The organism is uncultured Campylobacter sp., assembly GCF_937981295.1.
In the GTDB taxonomy this organism is placed as follows: Bacteria; Campylobacterota; Campylobacteria; order Campylobacterales; family Campylobacteraceae; genus Campylobacter_B.
On sequence record NZ_CALJPC010000095.1, the window covers coordinates 57,349 to 74,896 of the forward strand.

Genomic DNA, 17,548 nt, shown 5'->3' on the forward strand with positions numbered 1-17,548 from the left:
AATTATAAAATTTAACCCAAGAAAGGTCGCCGTGAACAAGTTTGCAAAGCGGATCATCCCGTGCCTCGACGTCAAAGACGGACGCGTGGTAAAGGGCGTAAATTTCGTAGGTCTAGTGGATGCGGGCGATCCGGTCGAGATAGCCAAACGCTACAACGAGGAGGGTGCGGACGAGCTGTGCTTCCTCGATATCACGGCGTCGCATCTGGGGCGCGATACGATCGTGGACGTCGTGGAGCGGGTCGCTCGCGAGCTTTTTATCCCGCTGACCGTGGGCGGCGGCATCCGCACGATCGACGATATCTCGCGCCTGCTAAACGTCGGCTGCGATAAAATCAGCCTCAACTCTGCCGCGATAAAAAATCCTGATTTGATAGACGAGGCGGCGAATAAATTCGGCTCGCAGTGCGTCGTCGTCGCGATCGACGCAAAACGAAATTCGAGTGAAATTTCGCGCGGCGATTTACGCGACGCAACGCAGAATTTGAGCAGAATTTCAAGCGATTCGCAGGATGAAATTTTGACTGGGAACGGCGAGCTTTGCGGCTACAGCGTTTTTATAAACGGCGGTAGGCTGGATACCGGCAGGGATGCGCTTGCTTGGGCGAAAGAGGCACAGGAGCGCGGTGCGGGAGAAATTTTACTCACGTCGATGGACTGTGACGGCGTCAAAAACGGCTTTGAGCTAAATTTGACGCGGATTTTCAGCGCGCTTGACATCCCCGTCATCGCAAGCGGCGGAGCAGGCAAGATGGAGCACTTTAAAGACGCGTTTTTGGCGGGTGTGGACGCATGCCTGGCGGCATCGATTTTTCACTTCAGAGAAATCGAAATCAAGGCACTAAAAGCGTATTTGCGAGAACAAAATATTGAAGTGAGACTGTAAATTTAGTCAGGTTTATACCGTGGGGTTGAAACTTAGCCGCCAAAGCGACTAAACAATTAATTTTATTTCAGCCCTTCGTTATCTTGCAAGTTTTTTGACAAGTATTATTTTGCTTAGATAAAATTTATTCGTTTTAGCTAAATCATAAGCTTTTTTAAATACTTTTCCATCTTCTACCCGCCACCTGCGCTACTACGATTACGGAAGGTAAGAGTACAGTTCTCATAGATATTTGCTTAAATTGATTTTAATTTTATCAGATAATTTACCACGATAAAATTTCAAAATTTAGCTTTAAATTTATCGTCATTTTGCTATGATTAGTGAAAAATAATGAAAGCGTGAATGCGTAAATGATAATCTCTGCCGGACGAAATGAAATTTTTGATTTTGCCCTGCCTATGGGTGTAGGGCTAGTGGATATGAGTATAAATTTGACTAAATTTTTATGCGAAAATAGGCAAAGCTTGCCGAGTGAAATCATTTTCGTGGGTTCTGCAGGGCTATATAAAGAAGGTAAAATTCTAAAAATTTATGAAAGCAGATCGGCTGCAAACTGTGAGATATCGGCGCTTTATGAACTTTCATACTCTCCAATTAACTATGAAATTCTAGCTAGGGATTCTGCCGATGTTTCATATGAAACAATAACTAATAGCTCAAATTTTATCACGACCGATAAAGAATCCGCGCTAAAATTCTTTGAGCGAGGTTATTTTTTAGAAAATATGGAATTTTTTGCGGTTCTTAAGGTAGCTCAAAAATTTCAAATCCCTGCTTGCGGAATTTTTTGTGCAACGAATTTTTGCGATTCAAATGCTCACACGGATTTTTTAAAAAATCACGCCACTGCAAAAGAAAATTTAACTAAATATCTAAAAACCAAGGCATTAATTTGAAAAATATCTTTGATTTTACGATGAAAGAGCTTGAAAATTTCGTTGAACCAAAATTTAGAGCCAAGCAAATTTACGAATGGATTTACAAAAAGAACGTGGATGACTTTGCACAAATGCTAAACCTACCAAAAGAGATCCGTCAAGGTTTAGCTCAAAATTTTTATTTAGACCCGCTTAAATGTATCAGATCCGAAATAAGTAGCGATGGCAGTATCAAATACCTTTTCGCTCTCAAAGATGGCAAGACGATAGAAAGTGTCCTGCTGCCGATGAAGGATGAGCTGCGAGATGAAAACGAAAAAATTATAAGACACGCGCGCTACTCAATCTGCGTAAGTTCGCAAGTGGGTTGCAAAATTGGCTGTAGCTTCTGTCTGACAGCAAAAGGTGGCTTCGTACGAAATTTAACTCCAGGCGAAATCGTAGCTCAAATTTGGCTCATCAAGAAAATGAACACGATCCCGTACGAGCGCCGCGTCAATGTCGTATATATGGGGATGGGCGAACCGCTTAATAACCTAGACAACGTTGCCAAAGCCGTGCGAATTTTAAAAGAAAACGACGGACTCGCCATAGCGCCGCGTCGACAAACGATAAGTACGAGCGGACTTTCTACGCAGATAAAAAAGCTTGGCGAAATGGATCTTGGCGTGCTACTCGCGATCTCGCTGCATGCAGTGGATGACGAACTGCGTGAAAAACTAATGCCAATAAATCGCGCCTACAATATCGCATCGATCATGCAGGCGGTGCGCGAGTTCCCAATCGATCTGCGAAAGCGCGTAATGTTTGAATACCTCATGATCGATGGGGTAAATGACCGCTCAAGCGATGCTAAAACGCTAGTGAAACTTCTGCACGGCATCCGCGCAAAAGTAAATCTGATCTATTTTAATCCGCACGAAGGCTCGAGCTTTGGCAGACCAAGCCCCGAAAATATGGTGAAATTTCAAGACTATCTATGCGCGCACGGCATTACTTGCACGATCCGCCAGAGCAAGGGGCTAGATATCAGTGCGGCGTGCGGACAACTCAAACAAAGAAACGAGCAGGGTAAAATTTTAGATCAAAATGGCGCCAATATGAATAAAATTTTAAAAAAATAGAAAAAAATTTGATATTTCTAGATCACAAGGCAAATCGGCAAAAAATTTATAACGAAGTAGCAATGGACGCACAAAAGATAATGGATGAGATCGGCGTTTTCTTGGACAGATCGCTGCTTAAAAAATCCAAGATTACAAAGGTGGAAATTATCCGCTTTATCAAGGCAAAATGGGCGGAGGCGGACGATGAGAAATACCGCATCTACGCCTCATACATCTATCGGCGCGCATGGTGAATGAATACAAATGGGCGGGCGACACCCCAAATATGCTGCGCTGGCTAGGTGAGATGGACAAGCACGCCAGAAGTAATAAAAATCCGCCCTACGTGAGCGATTATTGCAAGGGCGAGTGCCGCCTCGAGTGCGGCGCAGAGCAGGAGGTGCTTAAATTTTTGCGCAAAAGTTACGAAGCGGATGAGGAGTATCTTTTCACCCGCAGCCCAAAGGTCGCGGAGTTTTTTAATGCACATCTTGCGGAGCCTAAAATTTTGCCAAAATTTGAAGATGAGGAATACGAGAACTTTAGTTTCCCGCTGCGGCTGGAGTATTTCGGCAAAGCTTTAGAGCAAGAAGGCGAGTTTTGCTGCACCTTTTTAGATGAAGACGGCGAGGAGACGGACAAGCCAAATCGCGCATAATCGGACGTACTAGAGTTTCTAAAACAAAATCAGGAAGAAATTTTAACGGGCATCTTAAGCGAAATTTTAAAAAACTACCTAAAATGGCAGGAGATCTACGACTATCCGAGCAAAGCGAAAAGCAATTTCATGCCTGACGTCGCTACGCCGCAGGAGCTTAGCGAACTATTGGAGCTGCAAAATATCTATATCCTAGACGGCGCGAAAATCGGCTTTCAGTTTAGCTGCTCGTGGGACATGGAGCACGGTCTAGGCGTGATGACGCGCAAAGGCGAAGTCATTAATATCGGCGAAGCAGAAGTGGCGTTTATGGCTATTTGAAAAAATAAACCAAATTTTAAAGTATAAAACAAATTTTTATAGTTACTTTTAGGCTAAATTTTACGCATTTTTTTATCACTTTTACCATATGCAAATACAAGAAGCCAAAATAATAAAAATTAACTGCCGCGTCTTAATCTTACACACATCTTACCGATCAAATTTCGCACTAATTTGCAATTATGATTATATAAATGAATGGGTGTAGAATTTTAGCGATACAATGAGAAATATCGCATCTCTTCTCTCACTTTGACATTTATAAAGTTTCTCTCATATTGGTTATATATTGCTATCCGGATTTTAAATTTACGTACCATTAAACTCGCGATTATGCCAAAACAAACACTGAAATCATCCATAAATTCCTTCTAATCTACCCTTGGCATTTCGAATTTTCATAGAAATTAACAATTACAATCCAAGTCTCATGCCAATATCTTGCGATATTTCTATTGTTTGTTTTTGTTCTATGCTACGGTCTATACCCAAACCAAGCATCCTCTTGCAATATTCCACAAAAGAAGCAACTACCGTTTTGCTCCCTATGCTTGCTATCAATGCCGAGCTTTCTAAATTAACAGAGCTTCCCGCCCCGTCCTTTTGCTTAAATATAAAATTGGCGTATTCGTCAAATTCTCTTTTAAATATTCCATATTCTTTATTGCATTTTTTAAAAGAATCAACATCGGATTTAAAATCTTTTATACTACCGCCCAACTTATCTTGAAACATCCAATATTTATGCGCTCTGAGCTCAAATTTACCGTAATTTTCGCTACCGAAAATAAATATATGAAACCCATTGTCTAGCCAAGCTGAATTATGTGCTTTTATAGCTGTAACGCTTTTTCCCAATATAGCCATCGCAAAATAAAATCGTCTTAAAATTTTCAAATGACCATAGATGAGAAATTAATAAATTAAACGCCGTTGTAATCACAAAATTGTATAAAAACCAGCAAAAGCAAAATCCTAGTCATAAAAATAATCGCCGCCACCTCAAAATTTTATTGAGTTGCTTAAATTTTACCGATTTTAGCAAGATTATAAAACTCTCTCGCGGCATCGAATTTGCTTTTTATCTCGTATCGTTCGCCGCCTAGTTCAAAGCGGATTGCATTCGCGTGCAGCAACAATCTCGGCGCTCCCGTCGTTCTGATCCGCTCTGTCTCATCCATCTTTTTATCCAATATCCGCTCCGCTTGCTCGCGCGAAAGCCCGTACAGCGGCTCTCCCAATATCGGCGCACCCGCGGCAAATAGATGCAGCCTGATCTGATGCTGCCTACCCGTCAGCGGATAGCACTCAATCAGGCTAGCGTCTATGTCCGAGAAATATCGCAGCGGGCGTATCAGCGTGATCGCCTCTTTTCCGTCGCGCGATATTTTCATACGAATTTTAAGATCGGCAAACTCGTCGCTAGGAGCGATCGGAGCATCAATCACAAACCCCTCAAAATCCTTTAAAAATTTCAGTTTCTCGCTAAATTTTGCGTATTTTGCAGGCTCAAATTTTTTAAAATTTACGCAGCCCATAGAAGTAGCTGGCAAAGATTTAGCCACAGATAAGGCGCAAGGTTTATGTCCGTTATCCGCGCTACTCATCGCGATAGCGGGTTTAAGCTTATCACTCACGCCGCAGGATAAGGCATCAAATTCAGATCCGCTGTCAACATCGCCAGCAGGAGCGCCAGATTCAAATTTAGCTTGCATGCCGTCAGATAGAGCATCGCACCATAATCTCCTACTCGCACTATTAGACAAGATATTAAATCCAAATTTATTGCCTACTCCTTTTAGAGCTAGTGTATCGCGCAGATCCGACACGTTATCTGGTAAACTCACAGCATTGCCCGCAAATTTTGATCCGCAAATTTCATACGAACCTAGCGCATAGCAATTCTCTATCTCGCCATTGCAAGCAGCACTTTGCAAATCCCCTCGTACGAGCGCTAGATAGCTTTTCATCACTCTACGCTGTTCGAAGCACTCTTTAAGCTCGCGCGCCGCGTCTTTATCCTTGGCGACGATAAGAATTCCGCTGGTTTCTAAATCAAGCCTATGCGCCACGCACGCGTCCTGCCCGTATAGCGACCAGATCTCGTCATACATATTATAAGGCGAGTTGCGCCCGCTCGGATGGCTTAAAATTCCACTCGGCTTGTCAAATGCCGCAAACGCATCGCACTCAAAGATCGGCTTCAGTCCGCGCGGCTCGCATTTGTAATCGATCAAAAAAATTTCTCCGTGCGCGACGGAGTTTTTATGCAAATTCTGATCCTCTGCATCGGTTACGCGGTGCTTGTCGCAGATGCGCTGCGCGGATTTCATATCGTATCCGAGGCTAAGCAGAATTTCGTAAATTTTGCGCCCCTCAAAGCTTCCCAAGCTTCTTTTCTCATAACCCATATTAAACTTTCAGCCCTATTTTTATATAATTTTTGCCATCATTATACAAGAAATTCTAACCGAAAGGCTACTAAAATGGTCGAAAGATACGCAAGAAAAGAGATGTCTGAAAAATGGAGCTTGCAAGCCAAATACGACGCGTGGCTAAAAGTCGAGCTCGCGGCGGTTAAGGCGTGGAATAAACTAGGTCTAATAAGCGACTGTGATAAAGATAAAATTCTACAAAACGCAAGCTTTAGGATCGAGCGGATAGATGAGATCGAAAAGACCACCAAGCACGACGTGATTGCATTTCTAACGAGCGTGAGTGAGAGCCTTGGGCAGGAGAGCCGCTTCGTGCATTACGGCATGACTAGCAGCGATTGCATCGATACCGCCGTTGCACTACAAATCAAAGAAAGCATGGAGCTTATCATTGAGGATGTGCAAAATTTAAAAGCTGCGATAAAATCTCAAGCCATGAAGCATAAAATGACACTGATGGTCGGGCGCAGCCACGGTATCCACGGCGAGCCGATCACTTTCGGACTCGTGCTTGCGGTCTGGTATGATGAGATAAATCGCGCGCTAGAGCTTTTGCAACACGCAAAAAGCGTTATCAGCTACGGCAAAATAAGCGGTGCGATGGGGAATTTCGCCCACGCTCCACTAGAGCTGGAAGAGCTAGTGTGCGAATATCTGGGGTTAAAGCCCGCTCCCGCGTCCAATCAAGTCATCCAGCGCGATCGCTACGCACAGGTAATGAGCGCACTTGCGATCCTGGCTTCCAGCTGCGAAAAGATCGCTATCGCAATCCGCCACTATCAACGCACCGAGGTTTATGAGGCAGAGGAATTTTTTAGCCCAGGTCAAAAGGGCAGCTCTGCGATGCCACACAAACGAAATCCTGTCCTTAGCGAAAACGTAACTGGACTATGTCGTATGATCCGTAGCTTCGCAATACCCGCGATGGAGGACGTAGCGCTATGGCACGAACGCGACATCAGCCATAGCTCAGTCGAGCGATTTATCCTCCCTGATGGCTTTATAACCGCCGATTTTATGCTAAATCGCTTGACAAGCTTGATCGAAAAACTGCTCGTATATCCCGAAAATATGATGAGAAATCTAAATTTAACCGGTGGGCTCGTGTTTTCGCAGCGCGTACTGCTAGAGCTGCCTAAACGAGGAGTTAGCAGAGAGGATGCCTATAAGATCGTACAGCGTAATGCGATGAAGGTCTGGGCGGATCTGCAAGAGGGCAAAAAAGCTATAGATGAGCAAGGGCATAGCCTGTTTTTGCAAAATCTGCTCGCAGATACAAAGCTGCGAGAAAAACTAAGCGAAAGCGAGATTAAAGAGTGCTTCGACTACGGATATTACACTAAAAACGTAGACGCGATTTTCGCTAGGGTTTTTGGCAAATAGCAGGCACGACGACTTGCTATTTTAAAACTCCGAGCTAGCTTACAAAATATAGCAAAGCAGCTAGAAATTTATGTTTGCACCGAAGTATTTTAAAAACAGCGATTGAAATTTTAAAATTTTTACAAAGACAAAATTTTAGTAAAAGCATAGCGCTTGCGGATTAATCTAGCATCTAAATCCGCACGACAGGCATCTACCGCTTTTACCGCGAATTTATAAAGGTAAAAATTCTACGCTTGCGACTAACATTAAAATCGTAAAAATTTAATGCTTTAAAACGTTAAAATTCTTAGACGCAGTAGTTTTAGAATTTTACCGCAAAATTTAAGTGCTAATCCCGAAGATGTAAATGCGAGATTTCCATAAAGCAAAATGGCATTTCTGCGTCGTACTCGAACTAGGGGTCGTGAGATATCCGAAGCAATTATGAAACAAATTTAAAGTGGCAAATGGGGACATTGATAAAATTCCGCTTTTTCAACTTGAGATTTTAACGATTCTTAGAAAAAAGCGGATTGAGTAAAATTTCATAAATTCCATCAATTTAAGAGCTTAGCAGATAGCACTAAAAATAGGAAATTAAGCTTGGGTAATGATATTTTTAAAAATTTTAAAATTTTATACGCGTAAGCGGGTAAAATTTGACGTCTAATATCGGCAGCACCCTTGATTATCATATAATTACGTCTGAATTGCTCGCAAATTTCGGATTAAACAATCCTGCCTGCGATTTGATGTCTAATAATTATTTGGAATTTAAAATGGATGGAGCGGGAGTTCGTTCGCCCCATCCTGCGCTAGTACGTTAGAATTTTTAGAATTTAAAATTATACCCTATATAAATTCCATGGTTAGTCTCATATACCTTGTCTACATCCTCTCCGAGCTTACTGGCCTTGTACCTCGTATAGTCCGCCTTGTAGCCAAACTCGATCTCGTTATGCTCATCAAAGCTATATAGCCCGCCTAGTCTTGCACCGATGACCCAGCCAGGCAGAGTCTTTGAAAGCGAATCGCTGCTTCCGTCAGATTCGTCATACGAATAAATTTTATATTTCAAAAATGAAACTCCTGTATATGCGCCCGCTACGAGTTTAAAGCCATTCGTAATCTCAGGCGTAAAATCCCCGCCTACGAGCAAGCTATGCTTATTCCACTCGTGTTTAAATATGATGTCCTCGTCAGTGCCAGTTTTCGAAGCTTTGAAATCATACAAGTACTCGCCGTACGCCCTAGCTATACCAAAATCATAGCCGCCTTTAAAGCCGAGCGCAGCCTGACCCTTATTATCTTTATTCGTGCCAGAATCGTCCTCGTCAGACCATTTAGTAGTGATGCTGGATTTAAAAGAATAATCTCCCTCGATACCTAAAAATATCCCCTCGCCAAAGCTTGAACTCACGCATACCGCAGCGGCAAACGCCGCGATTAAAATTTTGTTTTTCACATTTTCTCCTTATAATTTATAATTTCGGGCTTTCCGCCGCCGCTTTTGCTATTTCACCGCTTGCCGTCCTTAAGCATTCCGCCGGGTTCGCTTACGGGCTCGTTTAAAATTTGCTGATTATAATATCCTTTTTTTGAAATTCCGATGAATTTTGCGGCAAGACTTGGAATTTTATCTCACTCGCCTTGGATAAAATTTTATCTCGATTGCCAGCACGGAATTCGACGAAATTCTACGCCGCCTCCCTTGAGCAGTTAGCAAATTTAATGTCGGGTGTCATTAAAAAATAATCTGTGATGAAATTTAAAGCGCTTACTTAGTTGTTCGTTTTTATGTATAATTTAAAATTTACACATGAGATAAGTGCCGTGTTACCGATAGTAACTGCACTTTTAAAAATTTAAGACGATTTGATTTGGAATTTATAAAATTCCCGCCTCATTTTTGTATCATAAGCCAAATCCAAAAAAGGAGTATCTATGGAAGAACACAAAGTGGAGTTACGCAACTCCCGCTTGCAAGGACCACTGGACTCAGACGTAGACGAGCTGGGTTTAGACAGGCTAACCGACACCGTGCCGTTTCCTAAGCGTGGTGTCATCATTATGGCGATTGCCGCTGCTGTGGGCTTTGCGCTATATGCCGCGCTACCATTTGAGCCTAATGTCAAAAAAGGCCTTGCGTTACTTGCTTTTATCGCGATTATGTGGCTTACAGAGGCCGTGCATATCACGGTAACCGCGCTTATGGTGCCGGTGCTTGCGGTAGCTATCGGACTTGGCAAATTCGCCAAAGATGGCACTTTCACAGCTGCCACCATCAAAAGCACGCTTGCAAATTTTGCAAACCCTACGATCTTTACCTTTTTCGGCGGTTTTGCTCTGGCAACGGCTCTGCATATGCAAAAGCTCGATAAAAAGATCGCGATGTGGCTAATCGCCCGCGCAGGCGGTCGCTTGGGTGTAGCTGCGATTTTAATCTGCCTTGCTACGGCAATCCTTTCGATGTGGGTTTCAAATACCGCAACTGCTGCTATGATGCTTCCGATCGCGCTTGGAATTTGCGCCAACATGGACGAGAGCAAAGATCGCGGCACGCTCGTGTTTTTGCTTTTAGGCATCGCGTATTCTGCAAGCATCGGAGGTCTGGGCACGCTCGTAGGATCTCCGCCAAATTTAATCGTGGCTCAAGCCTTGCACTACAGCTTCGCGGACTGGATGAAGGTAGGTTTGCCGCTAATGTGCGTGATGCTACCGATAATGCTTGTGGTGCTTTATATAATTTTCAAGCCGAATTTAAGCCATAAAATAGAGATGGATCTGGAGCATATCCCTTGGACGCGCGAGCGCATTATTACTATCGTCGTATTTGCTCTAACGGCGCTTGGCTGGATATTTTCGAAACAAATTTCAGCCCTTGTGGGCTTTAAAGTGGACGATGCTTACGTCGCGATCTGCTCGGCAGTCGTAATCGTCATACTAGGGCTTGCCAAATGGCACGACATCGCCGAAAACACCGAGTGGGGCGTGCTGTTGCTTTTCGGCGGCGGACTTACGCTAAGTGCGGTTTTAGGCGATTCCGGAGCTTCTAAGGTGCTTGGCGATCTAGTCGCGCACACTTTCGGTGGAGCGCCTACTTACATCGTACTTTTAGTAACAGCGGTTTTCATCATCTGCCTTACGGAATTTACCAGCAATACCGCCTCCGCTGCACTTTTAGTACCAGTATTTGCGGGAGTAGCGGCTCAAATGGGGCTACCGAAAGAAACTCTTACGATCATCATAGGCGTAGGCGCGAGCTGCGCTTTCGTAATGCCGGTAGCGACGCCGCCGAATGCTTTGGTTTTTGGAACGGGACGCATTCGCCAGGCGGAAATGGTGCGGAGTGGCGGAATTTTAGCAGTGGTTTCCGCGATTTTAGTTTCCGGCTACGCGTATATTTTTTACTCGTAAAATTCCGTCAAAATTCTATAGTCCGGGTATCTGCTCGGACTAAATATATTTATAAGATATATTTTTAAACTCCTAAATTTTCGGAATCTTTATAAAAAAATTCTGATTTAATACTATTTTAATCAGTTATCTGTATAATATGCATATTTTACAGAAAGAAGAATTTATGGATTTTGATTTTATAGCTAAATTTAGCCCTATGTTCGTAAAGGCGGGAATTTTAACGCTAAAGCTCGCATTTTACGGGATTTTACTATCCATCATCATCGGCTTTATCTGCACGCTAATAAAATATAAAAGAGTACCTCTGCTAAGCCCGCTTGTGAGCGCATATATCGAGCTATCTCGCAACACTCCGCTTTTAATTCAGCTATTTTTTCTATACTACGGCCTGCCGAAGCTCGGCGTTCAAATTTCGGGCTTTACCTGCGCGATCGTAGGGCTTGCGTTTTTGGGCGGAAGCTATATGAGCGAGAGCTTTAGGCTCGGTTTTGAGGCGATAAAAAAATCCCAGATCGAAAGCGCGATGAGCCTAGGCCTTAGCGAAGCACAGATAGTGTTTTACGTCGTGCTGCCGCGTGCCTTTGCGATCGCCCTGCCCTCCATCAGCGCAAATATCATATTCCTACTCAAAGAAACCTCGATCGTTAGCATCGTCGCACTCGCCGATCTCGTTTATGCCGCAAAGGACGTGATCGGGCTGTATTACAAGACGAACGAGGCACTGTTTATGCTAAGCGTTTCGTATCTGATCATAATCCTGCCGCTTTCGCTCGCACTTACGCTGCTTGAAAAGCGCCTTGCGTATATGAGAGGCTAGCGATGGAACTATTCGGCGGCGAAAATTTAATCAGGCTTCTTGGCGGACTTGGGGTCACGCTGCAAATCGCGCTCATCTCGATCGCGGTTTCGCTCGTACTAGGCTTGGTACTTGGAATTTTAATGGCCTCTGGGCGTAGAGCTTTATACATCCCGCTTAAAATTTGCCTAGAGATCGTACGTATCATGCCGCCTATCGTTTGGCTATTCATCGTGTATTTCGGTGCGAGCAAGGCATTTGGCATCCACATCTCAAATATCGCGGCTTCGATCATCGTCTTTAGCGTCTGGGGTGTTTTTGAGATGATGGATCTAGTGCGTGGCGCCGTGCTTAGCATCCCTAAGCATCAGTTCGAAAGCGCCGAAGCGCTCGCATTTAGCAGATCTCAAATTTATCTCTACGTGATCCTGCCGCTTGCGATGAGGCGCCTGGTGCCCGCGACGATAAATTTATTCAGCAGGATGATAAAAACAACCTCGATCGCCGTGCTAATCGGCGTCATCGAGCTCGTCAAGGTCGGACAGCAGATCATCGAAGTAAATGTCTTCCGCGACAATTACGCGCCACTAATCATCTACGGAGCGATATTCTTCGTATATTTTTTGATCTGCTACCCTATCTCGGCGCTTTCGAAAAAATTAGAAAATAGGTGGAGCTGATGGAAATTTTAAAAATCGATAAAATCAATAAATTTTACGGCAAGCTGCACGCGCTAAAGGACGTCAGCCTTAGCGTCGCGCAGGGCGAAGTCGTTGTGATCCTAGGTCCTAGCGGCTGCGGTAAAAGCACCCTACTTCGCACGATCAACGGCTTAGAGCCGGTACAAAGCGGAAATTTTATAATCGAAGGCGAACGGATCGATCAAAATTTCAAAGAGTGGCGCAGGATCAGACAAAAGATCGGCATGGTATTTCAAAGCTACGAGCTTTTCGATCATCTTAGCGTGCTACATAACATAATCCTGGGCCCGATGAAGGTGCAAAACGTCCCGAAAGAGGAGGCGATAGCTCTAGCTCGCGAATGGCTAAAGATCGTAGGTCTTGCGGATAAGGAAAACTCCTACCCCAAAGAGCTTAGCGGCGGGCAGAAACAGCGCATCGCAATCGTACGAAGCCTGGTGATGAAGCCCAAGATCATGCTTTTTGACGAGGTTACCGCAGCTCTTGATCCCGAGATCGTGCGCGAGGTGCTCGACGTAATGCTAAATCTTGCCAAAGAGGGGCAGACGATGCTAATCGTAACGCACGAGATGGGCTTTGCGCGCGCCGTAGCCGATCGCATAGTTTTTATGGACGAGGGAAGCGTCGTCGAGATTAACGAGCCGGAGGCGTTCTTTACCGCTCCGAAGAGCGAGCGTGCGAAGAAATTTCTAAATATGTTCGAATTTAAAAAATAAATTTTAATAAAGGAGAAAAGATGAAAAAAACGCTAAGCACGCTTTTTATCTTAGTTGCGTTATTTTTCGCAGGTTGCAACGACGAGGGCAAAGGCTCCTCAAATTCCGCACAAGGTTCCGCCGCTCCGCAAAGCTATATAGACGGAGTTAAAAAACGCGGTGTAGTGAGGATCGCCGTTTTCGGCGATAAGCCGCCGTTTGGCTACATTGACGAGACGGGCAAAAACGCGGGATATGATGTGTATTTTGCAAAACGCATCGCAAAGGAGCTCTTAGGTGATGAGAGCAAGGTGCAGTTCGTGCTCGTAGAGGCGGCTAATCGCGCGGAATTTTTAGCGTCGGATAAGGTCGATATCACGCTTGCAAATTTTACCGTCACGCCGGAGCGCAAAGAGGTCGTGGATTTCGCGCTGCCGTATATGAAGGTAGCTCTCGGCGTCGCGAGCCCGAATGGCGATATCACCGACGTTTCGCAGCTTAAGGACAAAACGCTTTTAATCAACAAAGGCACGACCGCAGATCTGTATTTTACGAAAAACCATCCCGAGATCAAGCTTTTAAAATTTGACCAAAATACTGAGACTTTCGGTGCGATGCTGGACGGCAGAGGCGATGCGATCGCGCATGATAATACGCTTTTGTTTGCGTGGACGAAGTCAAACCCTGGCTTTAAGGTAGGCATCCGCTCGCTCGGCGATCAGGACGTCATCGCGCCTGCGGTCAAAAAGGGCAACGATGAGCTTCGCAAGTGGCTTGACGATCTAATCGTAAAGCTCGCGGACGAGAAATTTTTCCACGCCGACTACGACGCGACGCTAGCGCCGGTATACGGCGACGACATCAAGGCTGATGACGTCGTAATCGAGGGCGGGAAGCTATAAATTTAGATTTGCCGTCTAGTTTAGCAGGGCAATTGAGCCCTGCGACCTTGCAGTGACGAGCCCGCCGTAACTTTACCGAAACGGCGGCTGTAAACGCCCATAGGCGGCGAGCGCTTCTATAAGCTAGCTAAATTTATCGATCTAGCGGCAAAGTTTTGCTTCCGCACGGCGAATTGCCGCCGAGTAAATTTAGCCGAGCCAAAACGCAGCCTAGCGCGGGTCGTCGCGGCAAATTTTAAGTCGCACGCGGCGGCGTAAAATTTCAAGCGACAGTAGAATTCTAATACAAACTGCTCGTGCGATAAAAATTTATATCGCACGAGCAGTGATAAATCGCGAGCGACCGATCGTTAAACCGAGCGAGAATTTATAAAATTTATCGACTCAAAACGACTTGTAAATTTCCACGCGGGCTAAATTTTCCGTACCGATTTAAGAGCCAAACGCATAAGCCGCGCAACGCATCCATTTCCACGCCCAGCTACACAGCGCATCTGTGCCGCTAAGCCTACGATCCCGCGCGCTTTGTCTGCATATCTGTGTATCGCCAGAACCGTATGCAGCAACCGCCTCTACCATATTCCACTGCGCCGCCGCCCACCTCATTCGCTCCAAATTTTGCGGTTCAAATTTAGCTCGCTCACGATATCAACAAGCGCGCCGATCTCATCTACGTAAAGCGCTATCGTGGCGTCCTGCTTTAGCGAGCAGTCGATTCTAGGCTCGAAATTATCGCGCCAGGTCTCGATCGCCACGTAAATTTTATCCTCCCTTAGCACCGCGTTTATCTGCGAGCCCAGCCTTAGATAAACCTCCGTCAGTCGCTGCATCAAAAGCGGCGTAAGAGCGTATCTGGCACCCACCTGATCGGTCGTATAGACGTCAAAAAACTCCTCAAATTTCACATCGTCCATATTCGCTCGCTGCCCGTATCTGCGCAGATTTCGCGAGTTTTTGTGGCACACCCGCACCTCGCAGTTAAGCCTTTTGTGAAAGTCCGCGACGAAAAGCACTCCTTGAAATTTTACATCGGTGCGAGTGCCGTTTTTGGTGCGCACCTTTTCGGCGGCGTAAAAGTCGCTAAACCTCACTGGCACGCCCTGCACCTCCCCGCTCATCATATCCTCGCTCGATTGCTCGTTTATATAGCAGTCGTAAATTTCAAAAAACTCATCCGCTGTAAGCCCGCCGCTTTCGTCGTAGCTAAGCCCGAAGCTTTTTGCGATGCTCGCGACGATCCTGCTTTTAAAATTTGATCTGAAATTCCGTCTTTTGCTCGCCGTCAAAAGAGCGCCTACTATGCCATAAACGGAGATACCGAAAAATACGCCGACCGCCACTTCGCCCCAAAAGCGCGCCACTAGTGCGCCCACGCAGGTCCCTACGATAGCGGCGATGATGTTGGCCTTTTTCACCGCTTTTTTCAGCGCCGCGCGCTCATCCTCCAGGCTCTGCAGATCGGCTAGAAAGTTAAATTTTGACTGGGTCTCGCCGTCTTTCTCGCCCCTGCCTTCTCTTTCGGCAGCTTTGGGCTCAAACCTCTCGTAAATAGCGCTCTCGCGGCTATCACTGCTTTCGTAGCTACCGCCCTCGCCCGCTTCAGCTTTTAATACCCGCCCCTCGTTTGTATCGGTACTTAAAATTTGCCCATCTTGCGCCGCGCCCTGCCCTAGCGCGCCTGTATTTTGCGTCGTATCAAAGCCACTAAATTTATCAAAATTTGCGCGCTGCGTGCCGCCGTTTTTGCCAAAACTTAGGCTGTAAAATAGGCGGTAGAGCAGCCCGTTTAAGAGGGGAAAGATTATGAAAAGCGCGATTATAAGCCAGTTTGTATCAAACGAGACGAGCTCTGCCCTGGTATTCAAAAACACGTAAAGTCCGAGTAGCAGCAGGGTTATCAAAAATGAGACGAGCTTACTAATGCGCGAGAGCTTTTCGCGCCGTTTTTCAAGCAGGTAAAGCTCCTCTAAATCGCCGTTTCTATCCATAATCCGCCTTCTGTAGCGCATTTAAGCGCCGGTTCATTTGTCGCGCAAATGTTTAAATTTAACCGCGCACCGCCGCCTGATCGCCGCTAAATTTAGCGCAAAACTCGCGCCCTGCCGCAAAATTTTAAAATTTACTGCGCCTGTCTTAGATTTAGCCGTTATAAATTTTAAATTTCGTCCTTGCCGCGCCGCAGCTTGCTTAATGCGGACAAATCTTTAGCGCCCCTTTCAGCCGCCCTAGCCCATCTTTTAGCAGCGCCCTAGAGGTCGCGATATTTAGGCGCAAAAATTTCTCGCCGCCCTTGCCGTATTGCGCGCCGCAGGAGAGATACAGCCCCGTTTTTTCGCGGATGAAGCGCGCAAGCTCCGCGCTATCCTGCGTGTAAGCGCCCGCATCAAGCCACATCAGATAGGTCGCGTCTTGCGGCACGACATGCACCTGCGGAAGCTCACGCGCAATAAATTCCGCCGCGAATTTACGATTTTCGCTGAGGTATTCGCGCAGCGCGTCCAACCACGGCGCACCCTTCGTAAATGCGGCGATCGCTCCTTGGACGCCAAAAAAATTCGGCTCGGCGATGTCGTCGGAATTTAGCGCCTTTGAAATTTTATGACGCAAGCGCTTATCTGCTGCAAAGACCGCCGCACTTTGCAGCCCCGCGATGTTAAACGCCTTGGTTGGCGCGATTATGGAGGCTGAAATTTTCTCGCACGTCTCGCTCGCGGCAGCAAATGGCGTGTAACGCACGCCGGGCTCAGTCAGATCGCAATGCACCTCATCGCTAAGCACCGTCACGCCGTGCTTTTCGCACAGCTCGCCGATACGGGTAAGATCGTCTCTGCTAAAGGTGCGGCCGACCGGATTGTGCGGATTGCAAAGGATAAAAAGCGTCGTCTGCGGATCGGCGAGCTTAGCCTGTAAATCCTCCCAATCAATGCTATAATCGCCGTTAGCGTAGGCAAGCTCGTTTTGCAACGGCACGCGGGCGGCGTTTTTGATGCAGTAGTAAAAGCAGTTATAAACCGGGCTCATCAGCAGCACGTTTTCGGCGGGCGAGGTGAGCTTGCGGATGATCGAATCGATCGCAGGCAGCGTGCCATTTGCATAGATCAACCACTCCTTTTGGATTTCATAATCGTGTCGCGCGAGCCACCAGCCTTGATACGCGCTGCGCCATTCATCATCCACAAGCGAATAGCCCAAAACCCGCTCATTTAGCCGCTTTTGCAGAGCCTCGATGATCTCGGGCGCTACGGCAAAGTCCATGTCCGCGACCCACATCGGAAGCTCATTCTCGCCTACGTCCCATTTAAGCGACTTCGTGCCGCGGCGGTTTGGCAGAGTGTCGAAGTCGTATTTCTCCTTGCCACTTATAAAATCAAAAAGTCCCATC

Annotated in this window: 18 protein-coding genes; 12 read left to right on the plus strand and 6 right to left on the minus strand. The window is 46.0% G+C overall.

From position 1 onward, the window contains the following. The first annotated feature begins 31 nt into the window (after window positions 1–31). The 6 genes from hisF to Q0135_RS10140 all read left to right on the plus strand — a co-directional run bounded on the left by hisF (window position 32) and on the right by Q0135_RS10140 (window position 3,852). The gene (gene hisF / locus Q0135_RS10115; protein ID WP_297990260.1) at window positions 32–886 is read left to right on the plus strand and encodes an imidazole glycerol phosphate synthase subunit HisF; all 855 of its coding nucleotides are present in this window, start codon (window positions 32–34) and stop codon (window positions 884–886) included. Between the two features lie 353 nt (window positions 887–1,239). After that, window positions 1,240–1,785 carry a purine-nucleoside phosphorylase gene (locus Q0135_RS10120; protein WP_297990219.1) on the plus strand — a complete coding sequence of 182 codons (546 nt, stop codon included), beginning with the start codon at window positions 1,240–1,242 and terminating at the stop codon, window positions 1,783–1,785. Continuing rightward, window positions 1,782–2,891 carry a 23S rRNA (adenine(2503)-C(2))-methyltransferase RlmN gene (rlmN, locus tag Q0135_RS10125; RefSeq protein ID WP_297990220.1) on the plus strand — a complete coding sequence of 370 codons (1,110 nt, stop codon included), beginning with the start codon at window positions 1,782–1,784 and terminating at the stop codon, window positions 2,889–2,891. The genes Q0135_RS10120 and rlmN overlap by 4 nt, the downstream gene beginning before the upstream one ends. Before the next feature lie 8 nt (window positions 2,892–2,899). Beyond that, a complete protein-coding gene (locus Q0135_RS10130; protein ID WP_297990222.1) occupies window positions 2,900–3,127 on the plus strand; it encodes a hypothetical protein in 228 nt (75 codons plus the stop codon). Continuing rightward, window positions 3,124–3,531, plus strand: coding sequence for a hypothetical protein (locus Q0135_RS10135; RefSeq protein ID WP_297990224.1), 408 nt, complete (start codon window positions 3,124–3,126; stop codon window positions 3,529–3,531). The genes Q0135_RS10130 and Q0135_RS10135 overlap by 4 nt, the downstream gene beginning before the upstream one ends. Before the next feature lie 129 nt (window positions 3,532–3,660). After that, window positions 3,661–3,852, plus strand: coding sequence for a hypothetical protein (locus Q0135_RS10140; RefSeq protein ID WP_297990226.1), 192 nt, complete (start codon window positions 3,661–3,663; stop codon window positions 3,850–3,852). A gap of 414 nt (window positions 3,853–4,266) precedes the next feature. Here Q0135_RS10140 and Q0135_RS10145 read toward each other — a convergent pair whose 3' ends face one another. Both Q0135_RS10145 and Q0135_RS10150 read right to left on the minus strand, forming a co-directional pair. Then, window positions 4,267–4,749, minus strand: coding sequence for a hypothetical protein (locus Q0135_RS10145; protein ID WP_297990228.1), 483 nt, complete (start codon window positions 4,747–4,749; stop codon window positions 4,267–4,269). 125 nt (window positions 4,750–4,874) lie between these two features. Next, complete coding sequence (locus Q0135_RS10150) at window positions 4,875–6,263, minus strand: pseudouridine synthase (RefSeq protein WP_297990230.1); 1,389 nt, start codon at window positions 6,261–6,263, stop codon at window positions 4,875–4,877. 75 nt (window positions 6,264–6,338) lie between these two features. Here Q0135_RS10150 and purB point away from each other — a divergent pair, with 75 nt between their 5' ends. Beyond that, window positions 6,339–7,670, plus strand: a complete 1,332-nt coding sequence (gene purB / locus Q0135_RS10155) for an adenylosuccinate lyase (RefSeq protein WP_297882648.1) — start codon at window positions 6,339–6,341, stop codon at window positions 7,668–7,670. Between the two features lie 814 nt (window positions 7,671–8,484). Here the strand turns inward: purB and Q0135_RS10160 are convergent. After that, the gene (locus Q0135_RS10160) at window positions 8,485–9,117 is read right to left on the minus strand and encodes a hypothetical protein (RefSeq protein WP_297990232.1); all 633 of its coding nucleotides are present in this window, start codon (window positions 9,115–9,117) and stop codon (window positions 8,485–8,487) included. A gap of 605 nt (window positions 9,118–9,722) precedes the next feature. Between Q0135_RS10160 and Q0135_RS10165 the strand changes: the two genes are divergently transcribed. The 5 genes from Q0135_RS10165 to Q0135_RS10185 all read left to right on the plus strand — a co-directional run bounded on the left by Q0135_RS10165 (window position 9,723) and on the right by Q0135_RS10185 (window position 14,166). Further along, window positions 9,723–11,069 (plus strand): DASS family sodium-coupled anion symporter, encoded by a 1,347-nt coding sequence (locus Q0135_RS10165; protein ID WP_297897219.1) that lies wholly within the window; start codon window positions 9,723–9,725, stop codon window positions 11,067–11,069. Window positions 11,070–11,235: 166 nt separating this feature from the next. Continuing rightward, window positions 11,236–11,889, plus strand: a complete 654-nt coding sequence (locus tag Q0135_RS10170) for an amino acid ABC transporter permease (protein WP_297921467.1) — start codon at window positions 11,236–11,238, stop codon at window positions 11,887–11,889. 2 nt (window positions 11,890–11,891) lie between these two features. Next, the gene (locus Q0135_RS10175; RefSeq protein ID WP_297990233.1) at window positions 11,892–12,548 is read left to right on the plus strand and encodes an amino acid ABC transporter permease; all 657 of its coding nucleotides are present in this window, start codon (window positions 11,892–11,894) and stop codon (window positions 12,546–12,548) included. Further along, a complete protein-coding gene (locus Q0135_RS10180) occupies window positions 12,548–13,285 on the plus strand; it encodes an amino acid ABC transporter ATP-binding protein (protein WP_297990235.1) in 738 nt (245 codons plus the stop codon). Before Q0135_RS10175 ends, Q0135_RS10180 begins: the two co-directional genes overlap by 1 nt. 20 nt (window positions 13,286–13,305) lie before the next feature. Next, window positions 13,306–14,166, plus strand: a complete 861-nt coding sequence (locus Q0135_RS10185; RefSeq protein WP_297990236.1) for a cysteine ABC transporter substrate-binding protein — start codon at window positions 13,306–13,308, stop codon at window positions 14,164–14,166. A 432-nt stretch (window positions 14,167–14,598) separates the two neighbouring features. Here the strand turns inward: Q0135_RS10185 and Q0135_RS10190 are convergent, their stop codons facing one another. From Q0135_RS10190 to Q0135_RS10200, 3 genes are all read right to left on the minus strand, one after another. After that, window positions 14,599–14,772, minus strand: coding sequence for a hypothetical protein (locus Q0135_RS10190; RefSeq protein ID WP_297990237.1), 174 nt, complete (start codon window positions 14,770–14,772; stop codon window positions 14,599–14,601). Continuing rightward, complete coding sequence (locus Q0135_RS10195) at window positions 14,769–16,154, minus strand: DUF3137 domain-containing protein (RefSeq protein ID WP_297990238.1); 1,386 nt, start codon at window positions 16,152–16,154, stop codon at window positions 14,769–14,771. The genes Q0135_RS10190 and Q0135_RS10195 overlap by 4 nt, the downstream gene beginning before the upstream one ends. Window positions 16,155–16,353: 199 nt before the next feature. Then, window positions 16,354–17,547, minus strand: coding sequence for a MalY/PatB family protein (locus Q0135_RS10200; protein WP_297990240.1), 1,194 nt, complete (start codon window positions 17,545–17,547; stop codon window positions 16,354–16,356). Window position 17,548: the final 1 nt, after the last annotated feature.

What these genes read in the sequence shown, in the direction of transcription:
- Q0135_RS10200 (WP_297990240.1), bottom strand. Translation starts at nt 17,547, where the DNA reads ATGGGACTTTTTGATTTTATAAGTGGCAAGGAGAAATACGACTTCGAC.
- Q0135_RS10140 (WP_297990226.1), top strand. Translation starts at nt 3,661, where the DNA reads ATGCCTGACGTCGCTACGCCGCAGGAGCTTAGCGAACTATTGGAGCTG.
- Q0135_RS10120 (WP_297990219.1), top strand. Translation starts at nt 1,240, where the DNA reads ATGATAATCTCTGCCGGACGAAATGAAATTTTTGATTTTGCCCTGCCT.
- Q0135_RS10175 (WP_297990233.1), top strand. Translation starts at nt 11,892, where the DNA reads ATGGAACTATTCGGCGGCGAAAATTTAATCAGGCTTCTTGGCGGACTT.
- Q0135_RS10195 (WP_297990238.1), bottom strand. Translation starts at nt 16,154, where the DNA reads ATGGATAGAAACGGCGATTTAGAGGAGCTTTACCTGCTTGAAAAACGG.
- Q0135_RS10190 (WP_297990237.1), bottom strand. Translation starts at nt 14,772, where the DNA reads ATGAGGTGGGCGGCGGCGCAGTGGAATATGGTAGAGGCGGTTGCTGCA.
- Q0135_RS10165 (WP_297897219.1), top strand. Translation starts at nt 9,723, where the DNA reads ATGGCGATTGCCGCTGCTGTGGGCTTTGCGCTATATGCCGCGCTACCA.
- purB (WP_297882648.1), top strand. Translation starts at nt 6,339, where the DNA reads ATGGTCGAAAGATACGCAAGAAAAGAGATGTCTGAAAAATGGAGCTTG.
- Q0135_RS10170 (WP_297921467.1), top strand. Translation starts at nt 11,236, where the DNA reads ATGGATTTTGATTTTATAGCTAAATTTAGCCCTATGTTCGTAAAGGCG.
- Q0135_RS10185 (WP_297990236.1), top strand. Translation starts at nt 13,306, where the DNA reads ATGAAAAAAACGCTAAGCACGCTTTTTATCTTAGTTGCGTTATTTTTC.
- Q0135_RS10150 (WP_297990230.1), bottom strand. Translation starts at nt 6,263, where the DNA reads ATGGGTTATGAGAAAAGAAGCTTGGGAAGCTTTGAGGGGCGCAAAATT.
- Q0135_RS10180 (WP_297990235.1), top strand. Translation starts at nt 12,548, where the DNA reads ATGGAAATTTTAAAAATCGATAAAATCAATAAATTTTACGGCAAGCTG.